Annotated in this window: 10 protein-coding genes; 4 read left to right on the top strand and 6 right to left on the bottom strand. The window is 65.4% G+C overall.

The window, feature by feature from the left end; genetic code table 11:
- Positions 1-15 precede the first annotated feature (15 nt).
- Positions 16-543: a YqhA family protein gene (locus PDM29_RS16920; protein WP_311191219.1), complete on the top strand. Its 528-nt coding sequence runs from the start codon at positions 16-18 to the stop codon at positions 541-543.
- Here PDM29_RS16920 and PDM29_RS16915 read toward each other — a convergent pair.
- From PDM29_RS16915 to PDM29_RS16905, 3 genes are all read right to left on the bottom strand, one after another.
- The gene (locus PDM29_RS16915; protein ID WP_311191218.1) at positions 522-2,129 is read right to left on the bottom strand and encodes an alpha/beta hydrolase; all 1,608 of its coding nucleotides are present in this window, start codon (positions 2,127-2,129) and stop codon (positions 522-524) included. The genes PDM29_RS16920 and PDM29_RS16915 overlap by 22 nt on opposite strands.
- Before the next feature lie 104 nt (positions 2,130-2,233).
- A complete protein-coding gene (locus PDM29_RS16910; RefSeq protein WP_311191217.1) occupies positions 2,234-3,634 on the bottom strand; it encodes a basic amino acid/polyamine antiporter in 1,401 nt (466 codons plus the stop codon).
- Positions 3,635-3,661: 27 nt separating this feature from the next.
- Complete coding sequence (locus tag PDM29_RS16905; protein WP_311191216.1) at positions 3,662-5,086, bottom strand: basic amino acid/polyamine antiporter; 1,425 nt, start codon at positions 5,084-5,086, stop codon at positions 3,662-3,664.
- Between the two features lie 216 nt (positions 5,087-5,302).
- On the opposite strand from PDM29_RS16905, the gene PDM29_RS16900 reads away from it, so the two are divergent.
- Both PDM29_RS16900 and PDM29_RS16895 read left to right on the top strand, forming a co-directional pair.
- Complete coding sequence (locus PDM29_RS16900) at positions 5,303-5,731, top strand: PAS domain-containing protein (protein ID WP_311191215.1); 429 nt, start codon at positions 5,303-5,305, stop codon at positions 5,729-5,731.
- A gap of 2 nt (positions 5,732-5,733) precedes the next feature.
- Positions 5,734-7,263 (top strand): flavodoxin domain-containing protein, encoded by a 1,530-nt coding sequence (locus PDM29_RS16895; RefSeq protein WP_311191214.1) that lies wholly within the window; start codon positions 5,734-5,736, stop codon positions 7,261-7,263.
- Positions 7,264-7,369: 106 nt separating this feature from the next.
- Here the strand turns inward: PDM29_RS16895 and PDM29_RS16890 are convergent, their stop codons facing one another.
- From PDM29_RS16890 to fusA, 3 genes are all read right to left on the bottom strand, one after another.
- Positions 7,370-8,119: a helix-turn-helix domain-containing protein gene (locus PDM29_RS16890; protein WP_311191213.1), complete on the bottom strand. Its 750-nt coding sequence runs from the start codon at positions 8,117-8,119 to the stop codon at positions 7,370-7,372.
- A 3-nt stretch (positions 8,120-8,122) separates the two neighbouring features.
- Positions 8,123-9,043 (bottom strand): M14 family metallopeptidase, encoded by a 921-nt coding sequence (locus PDM29_RS16885; RefSeq protein WP_311191212.1) that lies wholly within the window; start codon positions 9,041-9,043, stop codon positions 8,123-8,125.
- 107 nt (positions 9,044-9,150) lie between these two features.
- Positions 9,151-11,190, bottom strand: coding sequence for an elongation factor G (gene fusA / locus PDM29_RS16880; RefSeq protein ID WP_311191211.1), 2,040 nt, complete (start codon positions 11,188-11,190; stop codon positions 9,151-9,153).
- 577 nt (positions 11,191-11,767) lie between these two features.
- Here fusA and PDM29_RS16875 point away from each other — a divergent pair.
- Positions 11,768-13,963 (top strand): TonB-dependent siderophore receptor, encoded by a 2,196-nt coding sequence (locus tag PDM29_RS16875; RefSeq protein WP_311191210.1) that lies wholly within the window; start codon positions 11,768-11,770, stop codon positions 13,961-13,963.
- Positions 13,964-14,395: the final 432 nt, after the last annotated feature.

The raw sequence follows: 14,395 nt of genomic DNA, 5'->3' as shown, positions 1-14,395 counted from the left end.
CTGCTGGCCCGATCCATGTCGCGCAGCCTGTTCGACGCCCGCTGGATCATGGCACCGTTCTACTTCGGGTTGGTGGTGGCACTGTTGCTGCTGCTGTGGGTGTTTCTGCACGAGCTGTTCGAACACCTGCTGCGGATCGCTTCGCTCGGACCGGTAGACGCCGTGCTGCTGGCTCTGGCCCTGATCGACCTGTCGTTGATCGCCAACCTGCTCCTGATTGTCATCCTGGCGGGCTACGAGAACTTCGTGGCCCGCATCGAATCCGGCCATGAGCGGCGCCCGGCGTGGATGGGTACGGTCGATTTCAGCGGCATGAAGATGAAGCTGATGGGCTCGATCACCGCCATTTCGGCGATCGCGCTGCTGCGTATCTTCATGAAGTTGGAGGAAGGCAAGCCGGTGGACCCGGAGGTGCTTCGCTGGATGGCCATCCTGCACTGCGTGCTGCTGCTGTCCGCGGTGGTGCTGTCTGTCACCGACCGTCTTGCACGCCTGCCCGGCACGCACCGCGACGCACCCACTCAGCCACCGCCCCCGGTCTGATCGCGCTGCGCGCGCCGCCGCGCGTCCAGTTGCTGCTGCAGCCGCGTGACCGTATCGGCATCCATGTCCTCCAGTCCCAGCACGGCCCGCCAGCCCAGTACATAGTGCGCGGGCGCGAATACATGTCCGTAGCCCATCGGGGTACGGTCGGCGAGCAGCATGTCCAGCGCCAGCTGCAGCATGGTCACCAGCGGGTACCAGCGCACGGCGGGCGCGACGTCCGGGGCCCGCGGCGCGTCCATCCATTCCGGCTCCCGCCACGCATCCTGCGCCCTGAAGAAGGTGATCGCATCGCTTCCATACTGCAGGTACACCACCCGCATGCGCCCCCAGGGTGCAGCAGCCGGCACCGCGCTGCCCTCCTGGTTCATGAAGCGTACGCTGCGACTGTCACGGAACTCTGGCCGCCACTCCGGAGAGCCGGCCACCCGACTGTCGGTGACCTGCCGCCAGTAGCGCGTGGCGAACGGTGGTCCGCTCCACAGCGCGCCGTGGATGGGGGTATCGATCATATCGAACAGGTTCACCGAGCGCTCGGAATTCATCGCGCCCAGGCTCAACCCATGCACGTACAGGCGTGGCCGCTGCTGCTCCGGCAGTGTGCGCCAGTAACCGTAGATCTCCGCGAACAGCGCCTGCGCGCTCTCCTGGCCGTACTCCGGCTCCACCAGCAGCGACAGCGGGCTGGACAAATACGAGTACTGCACCGCCACGCTGGCCACGTCACCGCGCAGCAGCACCTCCAGGCTGTCCACCGCGGCCGGGTCGACCCAGCCCGTTCCGGTCGGCGTGATCACCACCAAGGTGCCGCGCTGGAAACCGCCCTGCCGCTGCAGCTCGCGCAGCGCCAACCGCGCCCGCGCCTGCGCCGTGTCCGCCGCTGGCAGGCCTACGTACACCCGCACCGGGCGCAGTGCCGGCCGCCCCATCAAGGCAGCTATCTCCGACGCCGAGGGGCCACTACTGGCGTAGTCGCGGCCGGCACGGCCCATCTGCTCCCAGCTCACCCAGGAACCCGGTCCGCCGGTCTGCAGCGCATCGGTCGGGGCGCGCTGATCGGGCGGGATCAACGCATCGGCCTGGCGAAAGGACGCATCGGCCAGATGCAGCACCCCACGCAGCAACAAGCCGTTGGCCAGGAAGAAGAACAGCACCGCCGCCACGCTGATGCCCAGCACGCCGGCCACGGGTCCCGGAACGCGCCGACGTGCGGCCCTGCCGACACGGCGCGCCACCCAGACAAAGGCCCGCCCCACCGCCAACAGCACCGCGAAGGTGAGCAGCGCGATCAGCAACAGCCGCAGCGAGTAAGTCTGCTCCATGGGAGCCAGCCCCATCACCGCACGCACCGCGTCCTGCCACGGGCGCACCCACCACACCAGCACCGCACAACCAAGCAGACAGACAAGCGGCAACCATCGCAACACCTGCTGCAGTCGACCCTGCCCCAGCTCCGGCAATTGCAACAAACGCCAGCCACCGGACAGTCCGACCCCCAGCAGGTAGCCCATCGCGAAACACACACCACTCAGCAGCCCCTGCGCGATGTAGCCGCGCGGCACCAGGCTGGGGGTCAATGAGGCCATGAAACACAGGGCACCCAGGACCTCTCCGGTACGGCATAACGGCCCGCGCCACGGTCGCACCGCGTTTGCCAGCCAGGAGGGCACGCGCGTCCGCGCCGGCACGTTCACAGCTGCAGCCGTCCGCTGACCAACCCGTACGCCGCCACGGCTGCCATGCCGGCAAGCAGCCCGAGCACCAGTGTCTCGGCGGGGCGGAATACCATGCCGCGATGCCGCTGCCACGCCCAGAACAGCAGCGCGCCCGGCAGATACAGCAGGCTGGACAGCAGCAGGTAGCGACTGCCCCCGGCCAGCAGCATCGCCGCGGTGTAGAAGGTCGCGCCGCCGGCGATCCAGCGCATGCGGGAGGCGGATGCGGAAAGCTTCAACTGATACGCCGCCACCAGCAGATAGGGAACCAGCGTCATCGCACTGGTCATCATCAGGGCCAGGGTGAACGCGTATTCGGCGAACCAGCTGACCAGCAGGAACAGCTGGATCACCCCGTTGGTCAGCCACAACGCGGTGCTCGGCACCCCGGCCCGGTTCTCACCGGCCAGTGCGCGCGGCATGGCGTCGTTGAGCGCGGCCGAATGCAGCACCTCTGCGGCCAGCAACGACCACGACAGGTAGTTGCCCAGCACCGACACCAGCAGCCCGATGCTGATGAACACCGCGCCCCAGCGCCCCGCCACCGCCTCCATCACCCCGGCCATCGAGGGATTGCGCAGCGCGGCCAGATCCGGGCGCAGCAGGATGCCGTAGGACAACACCGTCACCATCACCAGCAGGCACAGAACACCCAGGAACCCGGCCACTGTGGCAATGCCCACATCCTCGCGACGTCGCGCGTAGCGTGAGTAGACGCTGGCCCCTTCAATACCGACGAACACGAATACGGTCAGCAGCAGCGTGCCGCGCACCTGTCGCAGCAGGGTGTCCGCCCCGGGCGCGTCCCCGCCCCACAGGTTCCATGCAAACACATCGGCGCGGACGCCCTGCACCACGAACACCACGAACACCGCCAGTGGGACGAGCTTGGCCACCGTCGCGATGGTGTTCAGGAATGCCGCTTCCTTGATTCCACGCAGAATCAGGAAGTGGAACCCCCATAGCAGCAGCGACGCACACACGATCGACAGCACATTGCTGCCGTCGCCGAACGCCGGAAAGAAAAGCCCCAGTGTGGCCTTGATCAGAATCAGGCAGGCTACATCCGCCAGGCAGCACCCCAGCCAGTAGCCCACCGCCGACAGCAACCCGGCGAAATCACCAAAGCCGGCCCGCGCATAGGCATAGATGCCCGTATCCAGCTCCGGCTTCAGCCGTGACAACGACTGGAACACCAGCGCCAGCATCAGCATGCCGGTGCCGGCAATCGCCCACGCCAGCAGCGCACCATAGATGCCGGTGCGGGTGGCGAATGCAGCCGGCAGCGCGAAGATGCCCGACCCGATCATCGAGCCGACCACCAGCGCGGTCAGCTCGAGCAGGCTCAAGGTACGGCGGTCGGAGGGCGGGCTCATCGCCGTGACAGGGACCGGTGTGCGGGGTCAGATCTGGATGTAGCCGGTGGCGATCCAGTAGATGCCCACTGCTGCCGCGATCACCGCCAGCGCCAGAATCACCACGTCGGACGGTTTGTTGAACACCCGCGCGCCCTGCTCGCGCCGCGCCCACAGGTACAGCAGGCTGCCCGGTGCATACAGCACCGCCGACAGCACGATGAACTCAATGCCGCCCGCGTACAGCAGGAACACGGTGTAGATCGTGGCCACAACGGCCAGTATCAGGTCGCGGTTGCGTTCCTGCGGGCGTACGTCGTAGGTTTCGCCCCGCCGCGTGACCTGCAGGCCATATGCAGCCACCAGCAGGAACGGAATCAGTGACATCGCGCTGGTCAGGTTCAGCATCAGCGAGAAGGCATCGCGCGACCAGTACGTACTGATCACAATCAGCTGGATGATGATGTTGGTCGCCCACAGGGCGGCCGATGGCACCCCGTTGGCGTTCTCACGCGCGAAGACCTTGGGCATGTCACGGGTACGCGCAGCCGCCGACAGCACCTCCGCGCAGATCAGCGACCAGGTCAGGTAGGCCCCCAGCACCGAGACCAGCAGGCCCACACTGACGAACACCGCCCCCCAATGCCCGACCACCGCCTCCAGCAGCGCCGCCATCGAGGGCTGCCGCATGGCGGCAATATCCGCCCGGGGAACCACCGCATACGGCAGCAGGGTGACCAGCACCATCAGCGTGGTCACCACCAGAAAACCCGTTACGGTGGCAGCGCCCACGTCGGAGCGGTCCTTCGCGTAGCGCGAGTAGACACTTGCCCCTTCGATGCCCAGGAACACGAACACCGTGACCAGCATGGTGGCGCGCACCTGCTCGAAGATGCTGCCGGTGAGGTCGCCGCCGTAGAAGTTGAACTGGAACATATCCATCTTGAAGGCGAACGCCATGATCGCCAGGAACACCAGGATCGGAATCACCTTGGCGATGGTGACGATCTTGTTGATCGCCGCCGCCTGCTGCACGCCGCGCAGGATCATGAAATGAAACAGCCAGATGCCAACCGAGGCGACCAGGATGGCCACCACGGTGTTGCCGTCGCCAAACACGGGGAAGAACGCCCCCAGCGTGGATTTGATCAGCACCCAGTAGGACACGTTGCCGATGCAGCTGCCGATCCAGTAGCCAAAGGCGGACAGGAAGCCGGGGTAGTCGCCGAATCCTTCCTTGGCATAGGCAAACACGCCGGCATCCAGCGCCGGCTTGCGTTCGGCCAGCATCTGGAACACCCGGGCCAGCGTGTACATGCCCAGCCCGGCGATCAGCCAGGCCACCACCGCACCGAGCGGCCCGGTTGCGCCGGCAAAGGTGCGTGGCAGGGAGAAGATACCCGCGCCGATCATGCCACCCACCACCATGGCCGTGAGCTGGGCGCGCGTCATCTTGACGACAGTGGAATTCATGGCAGCCACCGGTATTCAGCAAGGACGTCCTGCCGATCATGCAGGAACCCTCCCCGCGCGGCGTCAGTAGTTCTACGCAGGAAATTACGGTAGCGCCCCTGCGACACCGTGCCGCAGGCCAGGCTGGGACCGGCTTGACCAATGTCATGTCGTCGATGCGGCCGGCTGCGCATGCTGATGCCACCGAAATCACTGTCCACCCCCGAGGAAGATCCGATGTCCTATCAACCCAGCACCGCTCAGTTGCTAGATGCCGTACAGAACGTGATGGTCATCTCCACCACCGATCTGCAGGGCAACATCACCTATGCCAATGATCTGTTCTGCACCCTGACCGGCTTCAAGCGTGAAGAACTGATCGGCCAGCCGCACAGCATGGTGCGCCATCCCGATGTGCCCAAGGCCGTGTACAAGGACATGTGGGACACCATCAAAGCCGGAAAGACATGGACTGGCATCGTGCCGAACCTCGGCAAGGGCGGCGTGCTGTATGTCGTCGACACAACAGTACAGCCCTTGTTCGACGACGCGGGTCGGATCAACGGCTACATCAGCATCCGTCGGGTGGTGAACGACCTGATGGCGCAGTTCGATGCGGTGGAGTTCAGCAAGGAAAAGTTCGACGACTTCTACGAGGCCGCCTGACCATGTCTTCGATCCGCCGCGTACTGGTGGGCTACGGCTCCGAGTCCGGCAATGCCCGTGCCCTGGCGCTGCGCCTGGGCACGTTTCCGGCCTTGACCGCACACGCGCCGCAGGTGCTGCCCTTCAACGACATCGACGTCGCCGGGCTGGGCGCGGGCGACGTGCTGCTGGCGGTGTCGAGCTCCTTCGGTGACGGCGAGCCGCCGGCCAACGCGGAGCGCTTTGCCGACGCGCTGCGTCAGCATCCTGCACTGCGCGGGCTGCGCTATGCGGTGTTCGGCCTGGGCGACACCGGCTACCCCCGGTTCTGCGGCTTCACCAAGGCACTCGATGCCCTTCTGGGTGAAAAAGAGGCGCAACCGCTGCTGCAGCGTGTGGATGCGGATGCCGGGTATGAAGGCTTCTTCGCCAAGTGGGCACCGGTGCTGGGCGAGGTGCTCAATGGTGTCCCGGACGCGGGTCGCGACCTGCACCTGCAGGTCAGCGCCTACAACGCCGACGATGCGTTTGTGGCACCGATCATCGAACGCCGGCGGCTCAGCCTCAGTGATCCCGCCGCGTGGGAGGTGCAGTTGGACCTGCGGGGCAGCGGCATGCACTGGCGTGCCGGCGACACCCTGCATGTGGTGCCGCAGAACGACCCGGCGTTGCTGCAGGCGCTGGCGGACTGGTACGGCGACCCCGCTGCTGTCGAGCTGCTGCGCCATCGTGAGCTGCGGCAGCTGGGCAAGGGCCTGCTGCGCGATCTGGCCCGCATGAGCGGCAGCGAGATGTTGAAAGACCTGCTCAAATCCAGCCAGCGCACCGCGCTGGAGGCCTATCTGCACGGTGCCGACCTTCTGGACGTGCTGAGCGACCACGCCACTCCCGACAGCGTACCGCTGGCGGCGCTGCTGGAACGGCTGTCGCCGTGTCTGCCGCGTGCGTACTCCATTGCCTCATCCGGCGGCGACAGCGTCAGTCTGTGCATCCGCGAGGTGCGTTATCTGCGCAACGGGCGCGAGCGCGTGGGCACCGCCACGTCCGGTCTCGTGCACGGCGGCGTCACGGCGAAGGTGTATTGCCGCTCCAATCCCGGCTTCCATCTGGCTTCGGACAGCGCAGCCCCCTTGCTGATGGTCGGCACCGGGACGGGCATCGCGCCACTGATGGGACTGGTCGAGGAACTGGTCAGCGCCGGAACACCGCGTGAAGTGCATCTGGTGTTTGGTGAGAAGCATCGCGCCCAGGACTTCCTGTACCAGCCGCAGCTGCAGGCCTGGCAGGAACGAGGCTGGATCACCCGGTTGCACACCGCGTTCTCACGCGACGGCAGTGAGAAATACTACGTGCAGCACGCGTTGGCTGAGCAGGCCGGATCGGTGGTCGATCTGATTGAGCGTGGTGCGCACCTGTACCTGTGCGGCAACAAGCGGCATCTGGACGGTGCCTTGCAGCAGACCATCAATCAGCTGGGTGCGGCGGCGTTCGGGCAGGCCGATACATGGGGTCTGCTGCGCGAGCAGGGCCGATTGCACTGTGAGCTTTACTGACCTGCCCGACTGCCAACGGAGTGGCGACGATGGCGGGGACATGTAGAGCCGGGCTTGCCCGGCTGCTCTTGGCGATACCGCGAGAAGCAGCGGGGCAAGCCCCGCTCTACGGGGCCGCGTCTGCCAGCGCGTGCAGGCGCTCGGGCTGCAGCAGCACGATCTCGCGCTGGTTCACCGCAATCAGCTGCTCGTCACTGAACCGACGCAGCACCCGGCTGGCGGTTTCCGGGGCCATGCGCAGGTAGTTGGCGATGTCCAGCTTGGTCATGGTCAGGTTGAAACGCGTAGCCGAAAAGCCGCGCTGCGCATAACGCGCGGACAGATCCAGCAGAAACGCCGCCAGGCGTGCATCCGACCGGTGATTGGCCGCCAGCGTGGTGACCTTGCCGATTTCCGCGCTGAGCAGGCTGAACAACCGCGCCTGCAGCCCCGGCATGCGGCCGGCCAGCACGCTCATCTTCGGGAACGAGAAGCGGCACAGGTACACGGTATCCAACGCGACCGCATTGCACGGATAGCGGGCACCATGAATGGCGTTGAGCCCGATTACCTCGCCCGGCAGGCTGAAGCCCAGCACCTGCTCCACCCCCTGACTGTCGACCAGAAACGTCTTGACCATGCCCGCACGTACTGCGGCAATGGCATCAAAGGGATCACCGGCGCGGAACAGATACTCGCCGGCCTTGAACGGCCCGACGTGGTCCACCAGCACGTGCAGCTCACCGAGCGCCTGCTTGTCATACCCCTGTGACATGCAGGCTTCAGAAAAGGCACAGGTGCTGCAGAAGTGCAGCGCGTCACCGTCGTCGGCCGCCGCCGGATTCGGGGTGGCACCGTTCGCAGTGCGGGCGGTCACGAATCAGCGCGCCGCCAGCGCGAAATCCAGTCCGGCACGCACCGCCGCCACCTGCGCCGCATTGCATTCGGCCGCGTTGGTGCGTGGGCTGTCCGGATAGACTTCGGTGGTGGTGGCAAAGCGGGCATCGGTGAAACCGGCGCAGGCCCCGATCGAGCGCGATTCGCCCCAGACCACCCCGTGCGACTGCAGCGGCAGCCCCACCAGGTGCCCCTGCGAGTCCGCCGGTGCAATGTGGGTAATGGGCTCCACTGCGGCAATCAATGCCTTCTGGAACGCATGCTCGGGGTTCTCGCTGTTGCCGATGACGTAGAACCCATCCGGAATGGTCTCCGGCACCCAGGCCTTGCCATCACGCGAAGCGAGTGCAGGATCGAACTCATGTGCGTCACTGTCGGTGGTTTCGTGCAGGTCCAGGTGCACCAGCGGCTTGACGCCCTGCGCATCGATCCAGTTCATCAGCGCGGCGGACTCCACGATCAGCCCCCCATTACGGAAGCTGCGATTGGGATCCACCGCATCATGGTTCCAGCGCTGGATACGCTCGTAGCCCCAGGGACACACGCACGGCACCACGACCAGATTGAGCCGGCCCGAGTAATCGCCGGCGTGCTGTTGCAGAAACTGCAGCGCACCATGCACGCCACTGGTTTCATAGCCGTGCACGCCACCGGTGACCAGCGCGGTCGGCAACGCCTCGTCCCAGTCACGGCTGACCACGGCCAGCAGCGGGTAACGGTCGGGGCCAGTTTCCAGCTCACCGTACTGCACCACCTCAAGCGTGCCAGGCAGATCCTGCAGCACCTCAACCACATCACGCGCATGGCTGCGCTGGACGATCTGTCGCTGCCGCCACTGCGTGCGTTCGTCGTCGCCCCAAGGCTGGCCGGGCGTACCCACCGGATAGAAATGCGAAGTGGCCATTGAGCGATGTTCCAGTTGCAGTGTTGCCCCATTGTAACGACACGCCATGCGTGTCGTCGGAACCCCAAACAAAAAGGGGAGCCGGCAACCCGGCTCCCCTCCCCGCTTCATGCGGCCTGTACCTCTTCATACCCGGTGAAACGCATATCACTCGACGCCCGTCCCTGGGTCAACGAGCGCAGCGCCGTGGTGTAACCCGACAACTGCGCCAGCGGTGCCAGTCCGACCACCTCGGCACGACCGCCCAGGTCATCAATCGACGACACCCGCCCATGGCGACGGTTGAGGTCGCCGACCACGTCACCGACATGCACCGACGGCACATGAATGGCGATCTCCATCACCGGCTCCAGCAGACGCGTGCCGGCCTGGGCCAGCGCGGCCTTGACCGCCTCCACACCGGCGCGATGGAAGGCCATGGCGGAGGAGTCCTTGGCATGCGTCTGGCCATCGGTGAGGGTGACCGTGAGGCCGACCACCGGGTGACCCTGCGGGCCTTCCGACAGCGCTGCACGCACGCCCTTCTCCACCGCCGCCACAAACCCTCGCGGAATCACCCCGCCCACGGTGCGATCTTCAAAACCGACCTCGCCATCATCGCGCGGGGTCACATCGATCACCACGCGGGCAAACTGACCCGAACCGCCGGTCTGCTTGACCACCTTGCCTTCCACCGCACGCACGACCTGCTTCGGCGTTTCCTGATAGGCCACACGTGGCGCGCCGGTACGCACATTGACGTTCCACTCCGTACGCAGGCGTTCCACCATCACCTCCAGGTGCAGCTCGCCCATGCCCCAGACCAGGGTTTCACCCGTGTCCGCATCAGTGCCGACGCGGAACGACGGGTCTTCCTGCGCAAGGCTGGCCAGACCCTGGCTGATGCGGATCAGGTCAGACGCCTTCTCCGCGGTCAGACGCCACGCCAGCACCGCCTGCTGCGCCTGGATCGCGTCCAGCCGCAGCGGATGGGTCGGCGCACTGAGCGTTTCACCACTCACTGCATCCTTCCAGCCAAGCACGGCCACGATGTCGCCGGCCACGCCCTGCTGGATGTCGTGGGTCTGGTCGGCCTGCACGCGCACCAGCCGGCTCACCCGCCGTCCCTGCGGATGCTGCGAACTGGCCAGCGTATCGCCCACCCTCAGCGTGCCCGAGTACAGGCGCACGAAGCTCAGCGCACCGTGATGCTGGTGGGTGATCTTGAACAGCAGCGCCGCCAACGGACCGGTTGCCTCCGGCGGCAGCACCACCTCACCCTGGGCGTCTTCAGCGACCACCGCCGGCCGATCTTCCGGTGCCGGCAGGTAATCGACGATGGCGTCGAGCAGGGTTTCAATCCCCTTGCTCTTGAACGCCGCACCCGCCAGCACCGGCACGCCGGCACCGGCCAGCGTGGCCCGGCGCAGCGCTGCACGCAGGGCCGGCGCACCGATGTCACCGCCCCCCAGCCACAGATCCGCCAGCAGCTCGTCGTGGTCGGCCACCGATTCGACCAGGCGCGCGCGCTCGGGCTCCCACTGCGCGTGTTCGTCCGGGCTCCAGCCGGTACGGGTCGGCGTACCGGCCTCGTCCCAGCGCACCACGCTGCGATCCACCAGGTCGACCCAGCCAGTGAAGGCCGCTTCGGCACCGATCGGAACGCCCAGCGCCCACGGCCGCGCCTGCAGCTTGTCCTGAAGCTGGTCCAGCACACGCTCGAACGACGCGCCGATGCGGTCCATCTTGTTGACGAACGCGATCAGCGGCACACCATGGCGACGCGCCTGATGCCACACCGTTTCCGATTGCGGCTGCACGCCGTCCACGGCGGAGAACACCGCCACCGCGCCATCCAGCACGCGCAGCGAGCGCTCCACTTCGATGGCGAAGTCGATATGGCCCGGGGTGTCGATCAGGGTCAGGTGATGCAGGGGCTGGTCACGCGGGGCCCAATGCGCCTGCACGGCGGCGGCACCGATGGTGATGCCGCGCTCGCGCTCGATCGCCGAGAAATCGGTGGTGGTTGCGCCGTCGTGGACTTCGCCCACGCGGTGGATCTCGCCGGTTTTCCACAGCAGACGTTCGGTGAGCGTGGTCTTGCCGGCGTCGATATGGGCAATGATGCCAAGGTTGCGCCGGAGGTTGAGGGTGTTCTGGGTGTTCATGGAATGCGATCTCGTTGCCAACGTTGGAAGAGCCGCACGCCGTCATTGGCTATCGGGCGTGCGGCCAGGTTTGGGGCTCGGCGATCAGGTGCATGGCACGTTCTCCTTGGTCATCTATGAAACGGTGGGACTGAAACGAAAAGAGCGCCCGGTGGGCGCTCTGTCTGGGATCTGAGGGGTGACCGGCTATCCGGTCAACCGCCTGAGCCGCAAGGCAGACGCGCCCGTTCCGCGCGAACGCGGTTCTGGGTAAAAAACGTCAGGAGCGGCATCAAGGTCATTTCGGTTCAGGTCCGGGGTATGGAGCGCATTCTAGACCTCTAATTGAGGGATGCAAGCGATCATTGCATCCATCTATGGAACACAGGCAATCAGTTCGCTTGACAGGCGTAGCAGATGCAACAGCCAGCCGGTGCCAGCTTTTTGTATATGCGAATAGGTCGCAATTGCATCATGCCGATTTAACTTTTAAAATACGTCACGCAACGTCGTACACACGACGGTTTCGACGCTGGTAGCCGCTTCGGTTCGCGCGCACAGGCCAGCGCCTGCGCCCCTTCCGAACATCGAGTGCCCCATGTCTTTCTCCCCTGCCCGTTCCCCTCGGTTGAACCCCAACCGGCTTGCACTTGCCTGCGTACTGGCCGTGGCCGCACCGGTCGCCTTCGCCCAGAACGCGACCGATCTCGACAGCGTCCAGGTCAACGCCTACCGCACCACCAACAGCACCAGTGGTGCGACCAAGACCAGCACCGCGATTGCGGAAACCGCACAGTCAGTGTCGGTGATCGAACGTGCGGAACTGGACGCGCGCGGCGTGCAGTCGCTCAATGACGCCATGCGTTACGTGGCCGGCGTCAGCCTGGAAAGCAGCGGCATCGACAACCGCGTGGATGACTTCCGCATCCGCGGATTCGATGCCGGCAGCTGGGCCAACAATGTCACGCTGGACGGCATGCGCGCGCCGCAGGGCAGCCAGTGGAACCGCAGCATGTTCGACAGCTGGAACCTCGCCCGCGTGGAAGTATTGAAGGGTCCTTCCGCAGTAATGTACGGACAAATGGCCCCCGGCGGCATGGTCAACCAGGTAAGCAAGACCCCGACGCCGGACCAGGAACAGCTGCTGCGCCTCGGCGTGGATGCAAACGGGCAATACAGCGCGGCCTTCGACATCGGTGCCGGCACTGCTGACAACACCCACCTGGGCCGGCTGGTCGGCCTGTACCGCAACGGCGACACCCAGATCAAACATACCGAACAGGAACACTGGTTCCTGGCCCCGAGCTACACCTGGCAGATTGCCGAGCGCACGCGCCTGACCCTGCTGGGCATGTACCAGAAGGACGACGGCGGCTCGACCTACCAGTTCCTGCCGATGGCCAGCACACTGCAGCCGACGCAGTACGGCTACATGAAGAACACCACCTTCATCGGCGAGCCAGGCTGGAACACCTTCGACCGTACCTTGTGGACAGCAGGTTGGATGTTCGAACACGCGTTCAACGACCACCTGACCCTGATCCAGAACGCGCGCCGCACCCATGTCGATTCGCTGTACCGGGGCGTGGTGACCTTCGGTGCGCTGAACGCCGATGGCCGCACCCAGAACCGCCGCGGCGTGCAGGGCACCGGTGATTCGGACGGCGATACCTTCGACACGCGTCTGCAGGCGCGCTTCAGCACCGGTGCGGTGGACCATACCGTGCTGCTGGGCTGGGACTGGCAACGGGCCGACTGGGAAGGCGTGCGCAGTGCGATGACCAACCCGCGCGCGATCGATGTGTTCAACCCGGTGTACTACAACTACCAGCCCACGGTGAGCACGGAAACCCCGACGGCGGGCGTGAACCGCCAAAGCGGCGTGTACCTGCAGGACCAGCTGGCGGTGGCGAACTGGCGTTTCACCCTGGGCGGTCGCTATGACTGGACCAAGGACGACACGCTGAGCGCGACCCGTAACATTGCCACCGGCATTTCCCAGCCAGGCCCGCACAATGTGATCAAGAACGAGGCGTTCACCGGCCGTGCCGGCGTGCTGTATGTATTTGAGAACGGGCTGACGCCGTACGTGAGTTACGCCGAGTCGTTCCAGCCGTCGACCAAGTCACCGCTGGACAGCTTCACACGCAACGCGTTCGACCCGGTCACCGGCGAACAGTGGGAAGCAGGTCTGAAGTATCAGCCCGCGAATGTCGATGGCCTGCTGACGCTGGCGGCATACGACCTGCGCCAGCAGAACATGATCGTGGACGACCCGAATCCGGCGCACCGCAACTGCGGCAGCACGGGCACGACGGTGTGTTCGATTCAGGGCGACGAAGGCCGCGTGCGCGGCATCGAACTGGAAGGCCGCATCACCCCGTTCGAAGGCTTCAGCCTGATCGGTGCAGCCTCGCGGATGGATTCGGAAATGATCCGTTCCAGCGCCTACGCCGGCAAGCAGTTGGCGATGGTGCCGGACTACACGGCCTCGTTCTGGGCCGACTACACCTTCCAGGCCGGCGCACTGCGCGGGTTGAGCCTGGCCGCCGGCGCGCGCTACAACGGCGAAAGCTACGGCGACAGCGCCAACCTGTACCGCATTCCGTCCTACACCCTGTTTGACGCGGCCATCCGCTACGATCTGGGCCAGCTGGGCAGCACCCACGTGCAACTTGCCCTCAACGCCAGCAATCTCTCCGACAAGCGCTACGTCTCCACCTGCACCGGCGTCTCGTCCTGCTACTACGGCAGCGGCCGCACGGTGATGGCGACGGCGACGTTCGGCTGGTGATCTGATCGCGTGATTGCCGCGGACATGCGCACTGCAATTGCATGCACTACGTAGAGCCGGGCTTGCCCGGCTGCTGTTGGTTTTTGGCGAACAGCCGGCGGTCACTGGCTTCCGTATTCGGTCGCGCCGGGGTGGGTTTGCGGGACACGCCGTGAATACATCCCTGTAGGCTCGTCAAAAACATCCATGTTTTTGACGGTCCCGCAAACCCACCCCGGCACGCCCCAGACAGTTGGCCGGTGGCCAAGGAAAATCAAAAACACGTAGTTCCGGTAGCGTCGGTCGACAGACGACGACCGTGAAATCCCCAACATCCGGTAACGCATGATCCCTTATCGACATCGCCTTTGATTTGGCCGTGGCATTTCCCATGGCCGCCGACCATGTATCGAGGGGCCATCGGATGGGGGGTACGGGACCGTTGAAAACATG

The sequence above is a fragment of the Stenotrophomonas oahuensis genome, from assembly GCF_031834595.1.
Classification (GTDB): domain Bacteria; phylum Pseudomonadota; class Gammaproteobacteria; order Xanthomonadales; family Xanthomonadaceae; genus Stenotrophomonas; species Stenotrophomonas oahuensis.
The sequence above is the reverse complement of the archived record's forward strand: the minus strand, read 5'-3'. Positions and strand labels throughout refer to the sequence as shown.